15 protein-coding genes are annotated in these 15,310 nt (G+C 61.7%); 11 read left to right on the forward strand and 4 right to left on the reverse strand.

The genetic code is table 11. The features are described from left to right. Positions 1–85: 85 nt before the first annotated feature. The 7 genes from K1W69_RS16935 to K1W69_RS16965 all read left to right on the forward strand — a co-directional run bounded on the left by K1W69_RS16935 (position 86) and on the right by K1W69_RS16965 (position 8,547). Positions 86–1,669: an ABC transporter ATP-binding protein gene (locus K1W69_RS16935; protein WP_220229606.1), complete on the forward strand. Its 1,584-nt coding sequence runs from the start codon at positions 86–88 to the stop codon at positions 1,667–1,669. 1 nt (position 1,670) lies between these two features. Beyond that, positions 1,671–2,720: an ABC transporter permease gene (locus tag K1W69_RS16940; protein WP_220229607.1), complete on the forward strand. Its 1,050-nt coding sequence runs from the start codon at positions 1,671–1,673 to the stop codon at positions 2,718–2,720. Positions 2,721–2,730: 10 nt separating this feature from the next. Next, entirely contained in the window at positions 2,731–3,666 is a 936-nt protein-coding gene (locus K1W69_RS16945) for an ABC transporter permease (RefSeq protein ID WP_220229608.1), read from the forward strand. A 2-nt stretch (positions 3,667–3,668) separates the two neighbouring features. Further along, entirely contained in the window at positions 3,669–5,069 is a 1,401-nt protein-coding gene (locus K1W69_RS16950; protein WP_220229609.1) for an 8-oxoguanine deaminase, read from the forward strand. An 11-nt stretch (positions 5,070–5,080) separates the two neighbouring features. Further along, positions 5,081–5,938, forward strand: coding sequence for an aromatic ring-hydroxylating oxygenase subunit alpha (locus K1W69_RS16955; protein WP_220229610.1), 858 nt, complete (start codon positions 5,081–5,083; stop codon positions 5,936–5,938). Positions 5,939–5,941: 3 nt separating this feature from the next. After that, complete coding sequence (guaD, locus tag K1W69_RS16960; RefSeq protein WP_220229611.1) at positions 5,942–7,303, forward strand: guanine deaminase; 1,362 nt, start codon at positions 5,942–5,944, stop codon at positions 7,301–7,303. A 77-nt stretch (positions 7,304–7,380) separates the two neighbouring features. After that, positions 7,381–8,547 (forward strand): ABC transporter substrate-binding protein, encoded by a 1,167-nt coding sequence (locus K1W69_RS16965; RefSeq protein ID WP_220229612.1) that lies wholly within the window; start codon positions 7,381–7,383, stop codon positions 8,545–8,547. On the opposite strand, the gene K1W69_RS16970 is transcribed toward K1W69_RS16965, so the two are convergent. Continuing rightward, a complete protein-coding gene (locus K1W69_RS16970; protein ID WP_220229613.1) occupies positions 8,544–9,116 on the reverse strand; it encodes a TetR/AcrR family transcriptional regulator in 573 nt (190 codons plus the stop codon). The genes K1W69_RS16965 and K1W69_RS16970 overlap by 4 nt on opposite strands. Positions 9,117–9,227: 111 nt before the next feature. Between K1W69_RS16970 and K1W69_RS16975 the strand changes: the two genes are divergently transcribed. Further along, the gene (locus K1W69_RS16975) at positions 9,228–10,442 is read left to right on the forward strand and encodes a cytochrome P450 (RefSeq protein WP_220229614.1); all 1,215 of its coding nucleotides are present in this window, start codon (positions 9,228–9,230) and stop codon (positions 10,440–10,442) included. Here K1W69_RS16975 and K1W69_RS16980 read toward each other — a convergent pair. Both K1W69_RS16980 and K1W69_RS16985 read right to left on the reverse strand, forming a co-directional pair. After that, positions 10,426–11,430 carry a zinc-binding dehydrogenase gene (locus K1W69_RS16980; protein WP_220229615.1) on the reverse strand — a complete coding sequence of 335 codons (1,005 nt, stop codon included), beginning with the start codon at positions 11,428–11,430 and terminating at the stop codon, positions 10,426–10,428. The genes K1W69_RS16975 and K1W69_RS16980 overlap by 17 nt on opposite strands. Before the next feature lie 79 nt (positions 11,431–11,509). Next, positions 11,510–11,779 carry an aa3-type cytochrome c oxidase subunit IV gene (locus K1W69_RS16985; protein WP_220229616.1) on the reverse strand — a complete coding sequence of 90 codons (270 nt, stop codon included), beginning with the start codon at positions 11,777–11,779 and terminating at the stop codon, positions 11,510–11,512. Between the two features lie 157 nt (positions 11,780–11,936). Between K1W69_RS16985 and K1W69_RS16990 the strand changes: the two genes are divergently transcribed. Both K1W69_RS16990 and K1W69_RS16995 read left to right on the forward strand, forming a co-directional pair. Further along, positions 11,937–12,230 (forward strand): hypothetical protein, encoded by a 294-nt coding sequence (locus tag K1W69_RS16990; protein WP_220229617.1) that lies wholly within the window; start codon positions 11,937–11,939, stop codon positions 12,228–12,230. 23 nt (positions 12,231–12,253) lie between these two features. Next, complete coding sequence (locus tag K1W69_RS16995) at positions 12,254–12,583, forward strand: hypothetical protein (protein ID WP_220229618.1); 330 nt, start codon at positions 12,254–12,256, stop codon at positions 12,581–12,583. Positions 12,584–12,603: 20 nt separating this feature from the next. Here K1W69_RS16995 and K1W69_RS17000 read toward each other — a convergent pair whose 3' ends face one another. Then, positions 12,604–13,203 (reverse strand): SAM-dependent methyltransferase, encoded by a 600-nt coding sequence (locus tag K1W69_RS17000; RefSeq protein WP_220229619.1) that lies wholly within the window; start codon positions 13,201–13,203, stop codon positions 12,604–12,606. Positions 13,204–13,833: 630 nt separating this feature from the next. Between K1W69_RS17000 and K1W69_RS17005 the strand changes: the two genes are divergently transcribed. Continuing rightward, the gene (locus K1W69_RS17005; RefSeq protein WP_220229620.1) at positions 13,834–15,270 is read left to right on the forward strand and encodes an NAD-dependent succinate-semialdehyde dehydrogenase; all 1,437 of its coding nucleotides are present in this window, start codon (positions 13,834–13,836) and stop codon (positions 15,268–15,270) included. The last annotated feature ends 40 nt before the right edge of the window (positions 15,271–15,310 follow it).

Below are 15,310 nucleotides of genomic sequence, written 5' to 3' on the forward strand. Positions count from 1 at the left end.
ACGCAATCATGCCAGCGGACCGGGCGGAACCAACCGCCCGGTCCCTCTCCTCGGTTTTTCAAAGCCTGGCGTCAGGTCACATTGAATGAATGAAGCAGCCCCACATTTCACCCCGCCCGCCGGCACGCCGCCGATCGTTCAGCTGAAGGGGATTGCAAAATATTTTCCGGGCGTCATCGCCAATCAGGACGTCGACCTCGAAGTCTATCCGGGTGAAATCCACGCCCTGCTCGGCGAAAACGGCGCCGGCAAATCAACGCTCATGAACATCCTCACCGGCATTTACCAGGCCGACGCCGGCGAGATCATCATCGACGGCTACAAGCGCGAATTCGCGTCGCCGCAACAGGCCATCGCCGCCGGGATCGGCATGGTTCACCAGCACTTCAAGCTGGTGCAGGCCTTCACTGTCGCGGAAAACATCCATCTCGGCTGGGACGAGACCCCGCGCAGGGCGTCCGCCGCAAAACTCGAACGGCGCACGGCGGATCTCGCCAAACGCTTCAATCTGCAGGTGCGCCCGGGCGCGCGCATCAGCGATCTGTCCACCGGCGAACAGCAGCGCGTCGAGATCCTCAGGGTTCTGGCGCGCCAGGCGCGCGTTCTCATTCTCGACGAACCGACTGCGGTGTTGACGCCCGCGGAAGCGCGCGAGCTCTTCAGCGCGCTGCGGAACTTCGTCGCCGAAGGCAACGCCGTCTTCTTCATCAGCCACAAGCTTGATGAAGTCCTCGAAATTTCCGACAGGATCACAATCCTGCGCGGCGGCAGGAAGATCGCCACCGAAAAGGCGTCCGACTGCGACCCGCGCATGCTCGCAAAACTGATGGTGGGGCGCGACATCGTTCTCGACGACATGCGCGCCCGGCCGCAAGGCGCGGCGCCGGTTTCGAAAGAGCCGGTTTTGAGCCTGAAAAACGTGACGGCCAGGGGCGACGACGGTTCCCCGGCCCTGCACGATATCAATCTGGCCGTCCACGCCGGTGAAATCGTCGGCGTCGCCGGCGTCGCGGGCAACGGCCAGCGCGAGCTCAGCCAGGTGCTGACCGGCGTGCGGCCCGCTGCCTCCGGCCAGATCGTCGTCGACGGCAAGCCCATGAGCGGACGCAACGCCGCAGCTTATGCGGCGGGCGGCATCGGCCATATCCCGGAAGACCGGCTTCACAGCGGTCTCGCGCCGGCGCTCAGCATCACGATCAACGCTGTCATGCGCGAATATATGAAGCCGCCCATCACCAATGCCGGCGTCTACAATCCCGGCGCCGCCACAGCCCTGTCGAAGGAGATCGCCGAGGCGGCGGACGTCATGATCCCCGACTACGGCATGCCGATCCGAAATCTTTCCGGCGGCAACCAGCAGCGCCTCGTCGCCCGCCGCGAAATGCGGATCGCCAACAAGGTGCTGGTGGCCGCCTATCCGAGCCGCGGTCTCGACGTCGGCGCGATCAACACCATGCTGCGCTACATCGTCGAACTGCGCGACGCCGGCGCCGGCATCGTACTCATCTCGGAGGAACTGGAAGAATTGCTCAACCTCTCCGATCGCATCGCCGTCCTCTATGAGGGCCGGATCATGGGCGAACTGGAAAATCAGAACATCGACATCGACGAGATCGGCCTTCTCATGGGCGGCAGAACCCAGTCCGAGAAAACCCGGGAGGTCGCCTGACATGTTCGGTAACTGGCGTTTCCAGAGGCTCCCGTCCGCCCATCCCGGCGTCGCCTTCGGCGCGCGCGCAGCAGCCGTCATCGCCGCGCTGGTCTTCACCGGCATCATTCTCGCCATCGCGGGCGCCAATCCGATCGAGCTTGCCGGCGAAGTGATCGATTCGTCGTTCGGATCATCCTTCGGACTGGAGGATCTCGCCCTCCTCTTCATCCCGCTGATACTGACCGGCCTCGCCGTCACCGTCGCCCAGCAGATCGGCACCTGGAATATCGGCGCAGAGGGCCAGTTCTATCTCGGCGCCTTTTCGGCGACGGCCGTCGGCCTGTTCGTGCCCGGTCCGCCGGCGCTGATTCTCGTGCTGATGTTTGTCGCCGGCGTCGTCGGCGGCATGCTGTGGATCCTTGTGCCTACGCTCGCCCGCGCCTACGCCAACGTCAACGAACTCATCACCACGCTGCTGCTCAATTTCGTGGCGGCGCTTCTCGTCTACTACGTTTCGACCGGCCCCTGGCGCGACCGCGTGGGCCTCGCCAATTCGGCGACGCCGCGGCTCTCGGCCGAAGTTCCGGAATTCTGGGGCATAGTTCACTGGGGCCTGCCGGTCGCGGTCCTCGTCGTCATCGCCACGGCCGCCGTCTTTACCTTCTCCAGGTGGGGCTACGAGGTGCGCCTCTCCGGCTCCAATCCGTCGGCCGCCAAATATGCGGGCATTCCGGTTCGCCGGCATCTCATCACCGTCATGCTCTTGTCTGGCGGCATTGCCGGGCTTGCCGGCATGCTGGAGATCGCCGGCACGGTTCACCGGCTGCAGGGCGGCATCTCCAACAATTTCGGCTATCTCGGCATCATGGTCGCGGTTCTGGCGCGCGGCTCCAGCATCGGCGTGATCTTCTCCGCCGCATTGATGGCCTTCATTCTCAATTCCGGGATCATTCTTCAGACACAGGGGCTGACGACCTCCGCGGTGCTGGCCATGACCGGGCTGATCCTGTTCCTGACGGCGATCGGCGACGAACTCTCGCATTATCGCATCACGCGGGAAAAGACCTAGGAGCGCGACCATGGATCTCTTGACCGGACTGCTCACCACGGCCTTTCTCGCAGGCGGCGTTCTGGCCCTGGCGGCGCTCGGCGAAGTGCTCGCCGAGCGCGTCGGCGTCGTCAATCTCGGCGTTGAGGGGCTTATGGCCATGGGCGCCGTTACCGGCATCGCGACCGTCGCCGCGACGCCTGTTCCCATCTTCGGCTTTCTCGCGGCCCTTCTCGTCGGCGCTGTCTTCGGCGCGATCTTCGCATTCGCAACTGTCATCGTGCGCGCCAACCAGGTGCTGTGCGGCCTGGCGCTGACCCTCATGGGCACCGGCCTCGCCTCGACGATCGGCCGCAACTATTCGGGCATGCCGGCCCGCGCGAGCTTCGAGGGCGTCTCGATCCCGCTTCTCGACCAGATTCCGATCCTCGGCCGGGCGCTGTTCTCGCAGAACATCCTCGTCTACCTGATCTACATCATCCTGCCGATCGGCCTGTCCTACCTGATGTTCTACACGCGCCACGGCCTCAATCTGCGCGCCGTCGGCGAAAATCCGGCTGCAGCCGACGCCGCAGGCATCCCGGTAATCCTGATCCGCTTCACCTATGTCACCGCCGGCGCCGCGCTCGCCGCCGGCGCCGGCGCCTATCTCACGCTCGCCTTCGTCCCCTCCTGGTCGGACGGCGTGGTCGCCGGTCGCGGCTGGATTGCTGTGGCGCTGGTGATCTTCGCCGGCTACCGTCCGGTCGCAGCAGCTCTTTCCGGCCTGCTCTTCGGGCTCATCACGGCGCTTGGCTTTGTCGGCCAGGCCCGTGGCTGGCCGGTCGCCTCGGCGATCCTTTCCATGCTGCCCTATCTCGGCACCATGGCCTTCATCATCGTGCCGGTTCTGGCCTGGCACAGGATGCGCCGCGTGCTGGCGGCCCCCGCGGCGCTCGCCGTTCCCTACTACCGCGACATGCGCTGACCATGACGACCAGGCTCTTCAGGAACATCAGCCATCTCGCAACCTTCGACGACGCGGGGACGGAAATTACGGACGGCGCGATCCTGATCCGCGACAATGTCATCGAAGCGGTCGGCGCGACAGCCGAACTCGGCGACAGCCAGGCCGACGAAGTGCTCGATCTTTCCGGCCACATTGTCATGCCCGGCATGGTGAACATCCATCACCACATGTACCAGAACCTCACCCGCGTCATGGTGCAGGACGATGAACTGCTGGTCTGGCTGAAGACGCTCTATCCGATCTGGAGCCACCTTGATGACGAGGCGATGGGCGTTTCGGCCCGCGTCGCCATGGCCGAGCTGATCGCGTCGGGTTGCACGACCACCTCCGACCATCTTTATATTCTGCCCAACAACTGCACGCTCGATTCCACTATCGACGCGGCCCGCGAAATCGGCATGCGCTTTCACGCCGCCCGCGGCGCCATGTCGCGCGGCGAGAGCCAGGGCGGCCTGCCGCCTGACCGCTGCGTCGAAAAGGAAGACGATATCCTGAAGGACGCGGAACGGCTGATTGGTGAATACCACGACAACAGCCGGCACTCGATGAGCCGGATCATTCTCGCGCCCTGTTCGCCTTTTTCCGTAACGCCAGACCTGATGAAGGACGCGGCGGCGCTTGCAAGACGCCATCCGGGCGTACGTCTCCACTCGCATCTCGCAGAGGACCTGTTCGAGGAAGATTACTGCCACGACGTCTACGGCATGCGCTCGGTCGGGTTCGCAGAATCCGTCAACTGGCTCGGTCCGGATGTCTGGTTCGCCCACTCTATCTTCATGACCGGCGAGGAAATCGACCTGTTCGCCGAAACCGGCACCGGCGTCGCCCATTGCCCCTCGGCGAACATGCGATGCGGACAGGGGATCGCCAAGATCCGCGAAATGCTCGACAAGGGCGTCAATGTCGGCCTGGGCGTGGACGGATCGGCGTCCAACGACACGTCGAACATGTTCATGGAGGCGCGGCTCGCCATGATGCTGCAGCGCGTCGCCCCCAACAAATATCTCTCCGAAAAACCGGGCGGGCGCGGCGGCTTCGGCGGCACGCCCAGCGCGTTGTCCGCCCGCGAGGCGCTGACCATGGCGACGCGCGGCAGCGCGGCTATTCTTGGCCGCGACGATATCGGCTATCTGGCGCCGGGCATGAGCGCGGATTTCATTGCGGTGAAACTGCGCCAGCTCGGCCTGTCGGGCACAAAACGCGATCCGCTGGCGGCCCTCGTCATGTGCGGGCCTTTCAAAGTCGACTATTCTTTCATCAATGGCCGTGAAATAATCACCCAGGGCGAATTCCGGGATGTCGACATCCCGGCATGGCTTGAAAAGCACGAAGACGTCATGGACAGGATCTACAGTCACTAAGGAGAACTGGCATGAGCACGATTGCGGAAAAAGCGGCTCTCGATCAGTGGTACGTGATCGACACCGAAGCGGATATCCCCTACGGCGCGTCCACCAACCGGCTGCTTGGCGTCGACCTTCAGGTGACCCGCAGCAAGGATGGCGAGGTTGTCGTCAAGGCCGCCGGCCGCGAAGAGCCGCTGGCCATCGAACGGCGTTTCGGCTTCATCTGGACGACGCTCGGCGCGCCTGAACGCGATATCTTTCCGGTTCCCGAAACCGACGAGCCGGACCGTCGTTACGTCCCTTGTGGCGCGGTGTCCGTGAAAGCATCAGGTCTGAGAATTGTCGAGAATTTCCTTGATCTCGCGCATTTCCCCTTCGTGCACACCGACATTCTGGGATCCGAGCCGCATACGGAAGTCACCCACTACAATGCCGAGATTCGCCGCGACGTCGACGAGGTATGGGCGACGAATTGCCAGTTCTTCCAGCCGCAGGCGGCGCTTTCGGCCAAGGAAGGCATCATGACGCAATATATCTACCGGGTCATGACGCCGTTCACGACGCTGCTCTACAAGACCTGCCCGAACGCCGCCAATCGCTGGGACGTGATCTGCCTGTTCGTGCAGCCGGTGGAAGAGGATTTCTGCCGGGCGCATCCGGTCATGTACCTCATCGACGACGAGTCGACGCTCGCCTCGCTGGTTCACTTCCAGCAGCTCATCTTCCTTCAGGATCGCATCATTCTGGAGAACCAGCGGCCAATCCTGCTGCCTTTGGAACCGCGCGCTGAAATTCCGACCCGCGCCGACGCCACCTCGATCGCCTATCGCCGCTGGCTGAAGGAAAAGGGAATCACCTACGGAACGACCCTTCAGGCCGCCTGACCCGTGAACCTCCAGGACAGGACTCTGCTGGCTTCGGGATTCCACGCGCCGGAACCGGGCGTCGTGGAAGTGCTCGAGGACGCCCTGATCGCCATCGACGACGCCGGAACCATCGTCTCGGTCATGAAAAAAGGCGACGTGGGCTACGATGCAGCTTACGAAAAGGCCCGTTCGAAACAGCGGCTTTCGACACTGCCGTCCGGCTCCTGGCTTCTGCCCGGCATGGTCGACCTGCACATCCATGCGCCGCAATATCCGCAGCTCGGAAATGCGCTGGACGTGCCGCTGGAAGTCTGGCTGGAGCGCTACACCTTCCCGCTTGAGGCGCGTTACCAGGACGCTGCCTTCGCGAAACGGGCCTATTCCGTCCTTGTCGACGACCTCATCGCCAACGGAACGACGACCGCGCTCTATTTCGCCACCATCCATGACGAGGCGACGCGTCTGCTCGCCGACATCTGCCTGGAAAAGGGCCAGCGCGCCCTTATCGGCAAGGTGGTCATGGACAATCCCGACCAGTGCCCGGACTACTACCGCGACGCGTCTACCGATGCGGCTCTGTCCCAGACACGCGCCTTCATCGACTATGTCCGCGCGCATCCGGACAACGGAGACGGCCGGGTGCAGCCGGTCGTCACGCCGCGCTTCATACCCTCCTGCACCGACGAGGCGCTGGAAGGGCTGGGCGCGATCGCGAAAGACTGCGGCTGCCACGTCCAGACGCATTGTTCGGAGAGCGACTGGGAACATGGCTACGTGCTTGCCCGGCACGGCGTGACGGATACGGCGAGCCTCGACCGCTTCGGCCTTCTTGGCCGCCGCAGCGTGCTCGCGCATTCCAACTTCCTCACCCGAGAAGACATGGAGACGGTCAAGGTTCGGCAGGCCGCCGTCGCCCACTGCCCGCTCTCCAACGCCTATTTTGCAAACGCCGTCTTTCCGCTTCGCGCGGCGCTCGAAAAAGGCCTGCATGTCGGATTGGGCACCGATATTTCCGGTGGCCCAAGCGCCTCGCTCTTTGAAAACTGTCGCGCTGCTGTCATGGCTTCGCGCATGCTTGAAAGCGGCGTCGATCCGGCGCTGCCGGCCGAACAGCGCGGCGCCGGCGGCAATGCCAGGATCGACTTCCGCGACGCTTTCTACCTCGCCACTGCCGGTGGCGGCGTCGCCCTCGATCTACCGGTCGGCCTGTTTGCGCCCGGCTATCGCTTCGACGCCATCGCCATCGACACGAACGCCGCTGACGGGACGATCCGTCTCTGGGACGAACTCGATTCCGGCGACCACATACTCCAGAAGATCATCAACACGGCGTCACGCGCCAACATCGCCGATGTCTGGATTGACGCAAAAACGGTGGCCTGACCTTGCCCGCAAAAGCCGTATTCGCTACGGAAGTCTCAACCTTTTGTGGATTGGCGCAACTCGGAGGACAACACAACATGGTTGCAGTTCGATTGACCGGCATTCTGGCCGCACTTGTCATTGCGTGCGGATCGACAGTTGCGGCTGCGGCGCAAGATGCGGAAAAAGCCATCGAGATTGGCACGATGTTCAACACCACGGGCATGATCGCTCCGTTGGGCGCCCCTTCCGACAAGGGCGCGAAGCTCGCAATTGCCGAGATTAACGACAATGGCGGCGTCCTGGGCCGGAAACTCCTGCAAAAAGACGCGCCGACAAACAGTGTTTTGAGCGACATCCACGCCGCCAGTCACACGCTCGTATCCGACAATCCTGATCTTGTCGGCGTCGTAGGCTTTGTCGATTCCGGCAGCGTCCTGGCCGCCGCCCCGGATATCGTGGACGCCAAAATGACGTTCATCACAAGCGGAGCAACCTCGCCGCAATTGCCATCGGAAGTCCCGACATATCTCTATCTTGCCTGTTTTGGCGACAACGTTCAGGCGGCCGCGGCGGCGCAATGGGTCTATGAGGAGCAAAAAGCGCGCTACGTCACGGTCTACGTCGAGACCGACAAGCTCTATCCGCGCCTCCTGCAGGGCTATTTCCGCGCGAGCTTCGAAATGTACGGCGGCGTGGTCAGGGCTGTCCATGCGGTCGATCCATCCGACAGGACCGGCAAGATCCAGCTTCCTCATACGTCCGACGTGGTGTTTCTCAGCACGGAATCGGCCGAAAACGCCCTGGTGATCATCAAGAAGCTGCGCGAGCACGGGTATGAAGGCCTGATCGTCGGCGGCGACGGCTACGACGCGCCGGAAGTCTGGGCGGAGAATCCCGATATCGGAGAAATCGTCTACACCACCCACGCCTATCTCGGCGAAAGCAACAAGAATGAACAGGTGCGCGCTTTCGTCAGCGCCTATGAGGCGGCCTATCCCGGAGAAAAGCCGACCGCTTTCGCAGCCCTCGCCTATGACGCGATCGGCCTCGTCAAGGCGGCGATCGAAGGCGCCGGCGATGCGACGCGGGAAGGCCTTTTGAACGGTCTCGGAGGGATCGAAGACTATCAGGGCGTCACCGGCCTGATTTCCTACCCGCAAGGCAGCCGCATTCCGGTCAAAAGCGTCACAATCATGGGCGTCGACAAGGGCAATCTCAATTTCCTTGGCGAGATCACGCCGCGTCTCGTACCAACTCCCTAGAGACACAGACCCCGGGCGATCGGAAACCAGGCGCGCCGCGCGAACTCGTCGGCGTCCGGCCGTTCGGCAAGCGTCAAGGCCATATAGGCCGCATGCCGCAATCCGCCATTGATGACGGCCGATGCGATCTCCGGATCGATATCCGGATGGATCTCACCCTGCTTCTGGGCATTGGCGATATTGCGCGCGCCGGCTGCGATGATCCGGTTGCGTCGATCGGTTTCGACCGCCGCCGCCTCGCCGCCACTGGCCAGACGGCCGATAATCATCGGAGCCAGCGGATCGGTGAATAGAAACTGCACGGCGATCGAGAAGCGTCTCAACTCGCGTTCGCGCCACGGCGCGTCGCTCTCCATCCGCGCCATGACGATCGCGTCGAAACGGTCGTAGAAATCGGAGACCAGCGCCGAGACCAGTCCGGTTTTCGATCCGAAATAGTGATAGGCGAGACCGACCGAGGTCCCTGCGCGTCGCGCAACGTCAGCCATTTCGAAATGACCGTTGCCTTCGACAAAGGCCGCGCTGGCTGCTTCCAGGATCTGTTTATGGCTGCCATTCGAACGATTCATGACACAATTTTCACGCAACTTTCCATTGACTTTCACGCTATGCTATTATTGAACTGAATTCAATTCAAGCCAAACCAGCCTTAGTCAAAGTATGGAAAGGCGCTCATAACAATGACGAATGTCGAAGCCTCAATCCACAAACCTCTTCTGGTCGATCTCGACAACTTCCGCCCCGATCCGCATCGGGGTTACGCTCTATACCGGCCGCAAACCGCAGTGATCGACTTTGGAGACGGCGTTGCGAGCGCCATCCGCCACGATGACGTCGTCGCCATGATGACCGATCCCCGCACGCGTCAACTCGAAACCGAAGCCTTGACGTTTCGCGGCGTCAGTTCCGGCGCGCTCCACGATTTCTTTTCACACAGCCTGCTGCTCTCCAATCCGCCGGACCATGCCCGCCGCCGGGCGCCGCTTTCGCGCACTTTTGCTTCAAAGCTGATGGAGCTATGGCGCCCGCGCGTTCGAGAACTGGTCGAAGGCATGATCGACGAAGCTGCGAAAGACGACGAATTCGATGTCCTGACGCGGATCGCGTCGCCTCTGCCGTCGCGGATCATTGCCGAAATCCTCGGTGCGCCGGAAGAGGACGCGCCGCGCTTTGCCGAAATGGTCTACACCATGTCGCGCGGCCTGGGCGGGTTTCGCATGGAGGATTTCCCTGGCATCGAAACAGCTGCGCGCGATCTCTGCGACTACGTGGAAAATCTGCTGGAAGAGCGACGCCGGGCGCCCCGCGACGACTTTCTCTCCCACTATCTCGAGCGGGTGTCGGGCGAGGACGGGCTCGATCCGAAAGAGACGGTGATCCAGGTGGTCAGCCTGATCATCGGCGGTAGCGACACGACCCGCTTCGCCTTCACGATGCTCGTCTCTCTTCTTTTGACCCACCGCAACCAGTGGGAAGACCTGTGCCGCGATCCCGACCTTGTTCCCGGCGCGGTTCGCGAGGGCCTGCGCTACGAACCCTCCGTGGGATCGATCGCCCGCGTCGTCCTCGAACCACTGGACATCGGCGGCGTCGCGTTCAAGCCCGGAGCGCTCATGCAACTGTCGATGCTGTCGGCGCAACGCGATGAAAGGATATTCGCCGATCCGCAGCGATTCGACATCAGGCGCGAGGATCATCCGCGCTGGAGCGTGAGTTTCGGCATGGGCGCGCATCGCTGCCTTGGCGAGGCGCTGGCCCGCGCGGAACTGGAGGAAGCGCTTGCCGCCCTCGCCCGCAAGCTGCCGAACCTCGCTCTGGCCGGTGAGCCTGCGAGAGCAAAAGGCCATGTCGGCATTCGCGGCGTCGGGCCGTTGATCGTCAAATCCCGGTCGTGACGACGACCTTTCCGTGCTTTTCGCGCGGTTTGCTCAGATAATCGAAGGCTTCCTTGTATTCCTCCATCGGGTAGACCCGGTCGATGCTGGGCGCGAGGCGGCCGGAACCGATCATCTCATAGACGAAATCCATGCCCCGCCGGCAGGTCTCCGGATTTTCAACGTAGTTGAACAGCGAATAGGGATGGAACACAGCGTTCTTCTGGAACATGTCGATGATCGGCAAGCTCGGAAACTGTTCGTCGAGCGTGCCGTAGAAGAAGATCCGGGAATCCCGCGCCAGCGCCGGGCTGTAGCGGTGAATGAGGCTTGCGCCAACCGGATCAAAGACGGCGTCCACGCCGTGACTGTCCGTCATGTGGTCGATCGCGGCGGCGATTTCAGTTTCCTCGCCGGTGACGATGACATGGTTGGCGCCCATCTCCTTGAGATAGTCCGTATTGCGTTCGAAACGCGTCGTGCCGATCATGTTCGCGCCCAGAATCTTGCCGATCTGCAGTGCGGCGGCGCCTGCCGTGCTGGTGGCGGCCGTCACGAGCACATGGCTGCCCGGACCAACCCTGGAGACCTCACCGAGCGGGAAAAACGCCGTCATGTATTGCATCCAGATGGAGGCGCTTTCCACCGCGCTCAGACCTTCCGGCGCCTTGGCGACGAAGCGCTGGTCGATGACCAGGGATTCCGTGCTGGCGCCGCGATTGCCGTAGAAATAAGGCAGCGTCCCCATGCGCTCGCCAAGCTTGACGCCTTCGACGCCCGGACCGATCGCGTCCACGATGCCCGCCGCCTCGATGCCCACGCGCGCCGGAAATTCGGGAAAACTGAAGGAATAGCGGTCCCACATCAGGTCCATGTCGCCCCAGTTGAGCGCGAAGGCCTCGACAGCGAGGCGAATTTCGCCCTCACCCGGTTCCTCCAGCGCGACGTCCTCCAGGGACAGGCTCTCATACCCCTTGTAATCGTGCAAAAGCCAGGCGCGCGGCATCATTATCCCTTCTCTCAAAATTTTAGTTACACTAAAATTTCACAGCGTGAGGATGAGATGTCAAGCGCACATTCGGCCCCGCTCAGGGGAGTTGGTGATGATGCGCCTCGTAAAGTCCGACGGACTCGCGGGCTGTTCTGCCAATCGATGCAACGCCGTAAACCAGCGCCACCAGAGCCAGAATCAGAAAAGAGCCTCCAAGAAAGGCTGAATGCAGAACAAATGCGAAGGCGAGAGCCGCAAGGATGAGAGCCAGATTGATCATGATCCACTTCACGAGATGAAGGACGCTGTAATAGGTCTTCTCATGTGTTTCGAAATCGTCGTCGGGATTTGCTGTTTCCTGTGCCATTGCCGAGATCGACCGAATGCCGATCGCTCCTGTCGTGAAAGAACATGGCAGGTCGGAGTTTCCGAACGCGGACGGGTCGGCCCGGGAACTGTCACCGGGCCATACGTGTTTATACTCCAAAGACTGGGTTGCGACAAACAAACAGGAGTGACACGTCATGTATGTCACACGAGAAAACGAAACGATGACCGGCCGGCGAAACGCGCCGGAATCGAAGGCCAGACGGAAGCCGGGCGCTCGTTTGCGCGCCACTGCGTTCGTCATGCCTGATTTCCACCGCAACGCCGTCAGCACGCCCGGCCAGTCACCGCGGCCGGGCGAAGCAGGCGGCTCGTTCCGGCCTGCGGAAAGCCTTTACGCAGATCGAAATGAGCGGAGCTGGGCAACCGTGTTGCTGGCTTTCCTTATTCTGCTGACGATCATCGGCACAATGCTATGGCTGCTTCGATAGGGCCGTTCCCGAGGTACAGGTTCATGAGCAGACACTCACATCAACTGGCGGAAGCCCTTCCGCCAGCGCTGAACATCGCTTCCCCGCCGGCAAGGCCTTCCGCTGCGAGACATTATCCCGAGCTCGTTGACAGGTTGAAGGAGCTCGGCGGCAAGCTGGACCGCTCAGGCTGTTCGCTCCGCGATCTGATCCTTTGGGAGCAGAATGTCCTTCCGCTTCTTTCAGACGCCGAGCGCGACCTGCTCCTGTCCAGGCGGGACGATCGATCGGGCTTCAACCCCGAGGACCTGCCCGAACTGCGTTGGAAGAACCTGCGCAGGATCATGATGCGCCGCAAGGGCCTGAGGATTTGATGTCAGCTTGATATGGCTGATCAGCCGGCCGGTTTTCTCGCCACCATATCGATCAGCGCCGATACGCCGTCGTGACCGGGGCCTTCGTTGATTTCGCTGTCATGGGCTTCCAGAGACATGATCTCGAAATCATCGAAAGCGTTTTCGAGAAGGTCGCGCGTGTACATATGGTCCCGTTGCGGCGGTCCGCCGGTGCCGTAGTCGACCTGTTCGGGCCTGTATCCCTGCATCAAGACAAGGCCGCCGGGTTTGACCGTTTGCTTGATCCCGTCGAAAATCCGGGCGCGCAGGTCTGGCGGCGCAAACTGAATGAAGATCGCCGCCACGATGTCGAAACGGTCCGGCGCCCAGTCCCAGTCTTCGATCGAAGCGAGTTTATAATCCACAGTGACGCCCTGATCGGCCGCCAGTCGCCACGCCTTGTCGAGCCCGACAGACGAGGCGTCGAATGCCGTGACATCGAGACCCTGGGAGGCAAGCCAGACACTGTTGCGTCCCTCGCCATCAGCGACCGCCAGCACGGATTGCCCCGGCGACAGCAATTCAGCCTGCGAAGCGAGGAACGCATTCGGTTCGGTTCCGAATACATAGTCCGGTCGGTTATAGCGCTCGTCCCACATCAGTGCGTCTCCTTCTGGATCAGTCGACGCGCGAGAACAAAAAAGGAACGCCGTTGATGCATTCTCGCGCATTTTGTTGTATAAATGCATTCCTGCAACGTTCGGGAAAGAGTGAATTGGCCGTCCCCGGTTAATTTCAGCCCCACCCTTGCAGGGCAGAACTTTCGAAACGGCAAATTCCCGAAACAAACCCAGAGCGCCTTAAGCCGAGTCTGATGGCGGGAAACGAGACGAAAAAGCAAATTCCCGAAACAAAGCCAGATCCGGTTCAAGCGTGAACCGCGGAAAACCCGGATTCCCGAAACAAACCCAGATCGCCGTGAACCGACCTTGATGGCGTAAAACGAGACGAAAGAGCAAATTCCCGAAACAAAGCCAGATCCGGTTCAAGCGGGAACCGTGGAAAACCCGGATTCCCGAAACAAACCCAGAGCGCCGTGAACCGACCTTGATGGCGTAAAACGAGATGAAAAAGCAAATTCCCGAAACAAAGCCAGATTCAATGACAAGTTTCATATTTCGGCCCCCAGCGTCGTCTGCGCGCAGGATCGAAAACAATTATCCGTCAATGTGCGAATCCGGCGAACAAATCTGTTGCCGCGAGCGCGCGAATATGGTTCTCAACGATCCATGACCAAATATCCTGACACACAGCTGTTTATCGGCGGAGAATGGCGTGACGCCATTTCCGGCCGATCCATCCCCGTTATCGATCCTGCTACCGAAGAGACGATCGGAACCGTCGCCCACGCCGGCGTCGAGGATCTCGATCTAGCGCTCGAAGCCGTTTCCGAAGGGTTCAAGATCTGGAGCGCTGCCGGCGCCTTCCAGCGATCCCAGCTGATGCGCAAGGCGGCAAGCCTGCTTCGCGAACGCGCCGACGCCATCGCAGCAGTCATGACCGCGGAACAGGGCAAGCCTCTTGCCCAGGCGAAGGCGGAAGTGCTCGGCGGCGCCGACACGATCGACTGGTTCGCCGAAGAAGCGCGCCGCACCTATGGTCAGGTCATCCCGGCGCGCATGCCCAGGGTCACCCAGATGACGATCAAGGTTCCGGTCGGCCCGGTCGCGGCCTTCTCTCCGTGGAACTTCCCGATCAATCAGGTGGTGCGCAAGCTCTCCGCCGCGCTCGCCACCGGGTGTTCCATCATCGTCAAGGGGCCTGAAGAAACGCCGGCTTCGCCCGCGGCGCTGATCCAGTGCTTCATCGACGCCGGTATTCCCGAAGGCGTCGTCAACCTGGTCTACGGCACGCCCGCAGAAATCTCCGAATATCTCATTCCGCATCCGGTCATCCGCAAGATTTCCTTCACCGGATCGACCGCCGTCGGAAAGCAGCTTGCGTCGCTCGCCGGTCTGCACATGAAGCGCGTCACCATGGAGCTGGGCGGTCATGCGCCGGTGCTCGTCTTCGACGACGCTGATATCGACAGCGCGATATCGCTCATGTCGGCGCACAAATACCGCAACGCCGGACAGGTCTGCGTGTCGCCGACCCGCTTCCTCGTTCAGGACGCAGTCGCCGACCGGTTCGTCGACGGCTTCGTCGAAGCATCGAAGGCTCTGAAGGTCGGCAACGGCGCCGACGAAGGCGTCGAAATGGGCCCGCTCGCAAACGAGCGGCGCATTCCGATGATGGAAGAGCTGATCCAGGACGCCGTCGATCGCGGCAGCAAGCTCAAGACCGGCGGTCGGCGCATTGGCAACAAGGGCTACTTCTTCGAACCGACGGTCATCACGGATGTGCCGATCGAAGCGCGCGGCATGAACGAGGAGCCGTTCGGCCCCATCGCCTTCATCAATCGCTTCGATTCGCCTGAAAGCGCGATCGCCGAAGCCAATCGCCTGCCCTACGGTCTGGCGGCCTATGCCTTCACCGGCAGTTCGGCGACCATGCAGTCACTGCGCAGCGAGGTCCAGTCGGGCATGTTGAGCATCAACCATCTCGGTATTGCGCTGCCCGAACTGCCGTTCGGAGGAATTCAGGATTCCGGATACGGCACGGAAGGCGGATCGGAGGCGACGGAGTCCTACCTCGACACCCGCCTCGTGACGCAGAAAGATTAGTCTTATCAAATAGATACGGCCCCAGAGCGGGGCCGTATTC

Source organism: Flavimaribacter sediminis, assembly GCF_019492055.1.
In the GTDB taxonomy this organism is placed as follows: domain Bacteria; phylum Pseudomonadota; class Alphaproteobacteria; order Rhizobiales; family Rhizobiaceae; genus Flavimaribacter; species Flavimaribacter sediminis.

What these genes read in the sequence shown, in the direction of transcription:
- K1W69_RS16985 (WP_220229616.1), bottom strand. Translation starts at nt 11,779, where the DNA reads ATGGCACAGGAAACAGCAAATCCCGACGACGATTTCGAAACACATGAG.
- K1W69_RS17000 (WP_220229619.1), bottom strand. Translation starts at nt 13,203, where the DNA reads ATGTGGGACGAGCGCTATAACCGACCGGACTATGTATTCGGAACCGAA.
- K1W69_RS16990 (WP_220229617.1), top strand. Translation starts at nt 11,937, where the DNA reads ATGTATGTCACACGAGAAAACGAAACGATGACCGGCCGGCGAAACGCG.
- K1W69_RS16980 (WP_220229615.1), bottom strand. Translation starts at nt 11,430, where the DNA reads ATGATGCCGCGCGCCTGGCTTTTGCACGATTACAAGGGGTATGAGAGC.
- K1W69_RS17005 (WP_220229620.1), top strand. Translation starts at nt 13,834, where the DNA reads ATGACCAAATATCCTGACACACAGCTGTTTATCGGCGGAGAATGGCGT.
- K1W69_RS16975 (WP_220229614.1), top strand. Translation starts at nt 9,228, where the DNA reads ATGACGAATGTCGAAGCCTCAATCCACAAACCTCTTCTGGTCGATCTC.
- K1W69_RS16950 (WP_220229609.1), top strand. Translation starts at nt 3,669, where the DNA reads ATGACGACCAGGCTCTTCAGGAACATCAGCCATCTCGCAACCTTCGAC.
- K1W69_RS16955 (WP_220229610.1), top strand. Translation starts at nt 5,081, where the DNA reads ATGAGCACGATTGCGGAAAAAGCGGCTCTCGATCAGTGGTACGTGATC.
- K1W69_RS16940 (WP_220229607.1), top strand. Translation starts at nt 1,671, where the DNA reads ATGTTCGGTAACTGGCGTTTCCAGAGGCTCCCGTCCGCCCATCCCGGC.
- K1W69_RS16935 (WP_220229606.1), top strand. Translation starts at nt 86, where the DNA reads ATGAATGAAGCAGCCCCACATTTCACCCCGCCCGCCGGCACGCCGCCG.
- K1W69_RS16945 (WP_220229608.1), top strand. Translation starts at nt 2,731, where the DNA reads ATGGATCTCTTGACCGGACTGCTCACCACGGCCTTTCTCGCAGGCGGC.
- K1W69_RS16965 (WP_220229612.1), top strand. Translation starts at nt 7,381, where the DNA reads ATGGTTGCAGTTCGATTGACCGGCATTCTGGCCGCACTTGTCATTGCG.
- K1W69_RS16970 (WP_220229613.1), bottom strand. Translation starts at nt 9,116, where the DNA reads ATGAATCGTTCGAATGGCAGCCATAAACAGATCCTGGAAGCAGCCAGC.
- K1W69_RS16995 (WP_220229618.1), top strand. Translation starts at nt 12,254, where the DNA reads ATGAGCAGACACTCACATCAACTGGCGGAAGCCCTTCCGCCAGCGCTG.